Consider the following 1323-nt stretch of genomic DNA (forward strand, 5'->3'; position numbering starts at 1 on the left):
GGGGCTGTTGCAAAAGTCCCAAAATAAAAAAGACGAGGATAATTAAAAAAACCTCGTCTTTTTTGATACAATGTATTTATGAACATAAAAAAACACACATTGTCATTAACTAATTATACGCTAGTTAATGACACAATTCAATTAAAAATAAACTTTAATACAGAAATATATATCCAAGATGATGTAAAACTAAGGCTTGTAAAAAATATAATTGAAAGGATGAATCTATCAGAATTAAAAAAAGTCTATTCATCATATGGAAGAAAAACAGTTGTAAATCCTGTAACAATGCTTGAAATATTAATATTTTGCTATTCAGAAGGAATATTTTCATCAAGAGAAATAGAAAAAGCCTGTAAATATGACTTAAGAATTAAATATCTACTAGATACAGAACAAGCACCTGACCATAGCACAATAAATAGATTTAGACAAAAAATAACAGAATTAACGCCAGGTTTACTTAATCAGATGGTTCAAATATTAATAGAAGAAAAGCAAATAGACCTATCAAGCATATACATAGACGGAACAAAAATGGAAGCCTATGCCAATAGATATAGCTTTGTATGGAGAGGAAGCATTGAAAAATATCAAGAAAAATTAAGAAAAAAGATAATAGAACAGCTAAAATTAAACAAAGACCTGACACCATCACAAGTATTAGAAGTTGTAAAAATAGTATTTAAGCAAGTTGAAAAAGAATGTAAAAATAAAAGTATAGAATTTGTATATGGACAAGGAAAAAGAAAAAATCAGCTCCAACGAGACTATGAAAAGCTAAAAGACTGGAAAGAAAAACTAGAAAAATATCAAAAGCACCTAGAAATAATGGGAGAATATAGAAATTCTTACTCAAAAACAGACCATGATGCAACCTTTATGAGAATGAAAGAAGACCATATGTTAAACGGTCAATTAAAACCAGCCTACAACGTACAACTAGCAAGCGCATCAGGATTCATCATAGGAGAAAACATATCACACCATCCAAGCGACATGTATACCTTAAAACCATTCCTATCAAATCTATTAGACAAATATCCAAACAAACTAAATAAAATAGTAGCAGATGCAGGATATGAAAGCGAAGAAAATTACGTGTATTTAGCAGAAAAAAGCTTAAACTCATATATAAAGCCATCAAACTATGAAAAATCAAAAACAAGAAAATACCAAAAAGACATGGAGTTTAGAAAGAACCTAAAATATGATGAAAAACAAGACAAATACATAACACTGGAAGGAAAAGAATTCATAAGATGCAAAGACAAACATACAAAAAAGAAAAGTGGATACATATCGACAACTAAAGTATATAGG

General features: G+C 28.9%; 1 protein-coding gene. It reads left to right on the forward strand.

The window, feature by feature from the left end; all coding sequences use genetic code 11:
- Positions 1-78: 78 nt before the first annotated feature.
- The coding region (locus tag ACQRC6_RS09740; protein ID WP_427848746.1) for a transposase at positions 79-1323 on the forward strand (1245 nt) is incomplete at its 3' end.

The sequence above is a fragment of the Peptoniphilus sp. SGI.035 genome, assembly GCF_050315115.1.
Classification (GTDB): domain Bacteria; phylum Bacillota; class Clostridia; order Tissierellales; family Peptoniphilaceae; genus Peptoniphilus_A.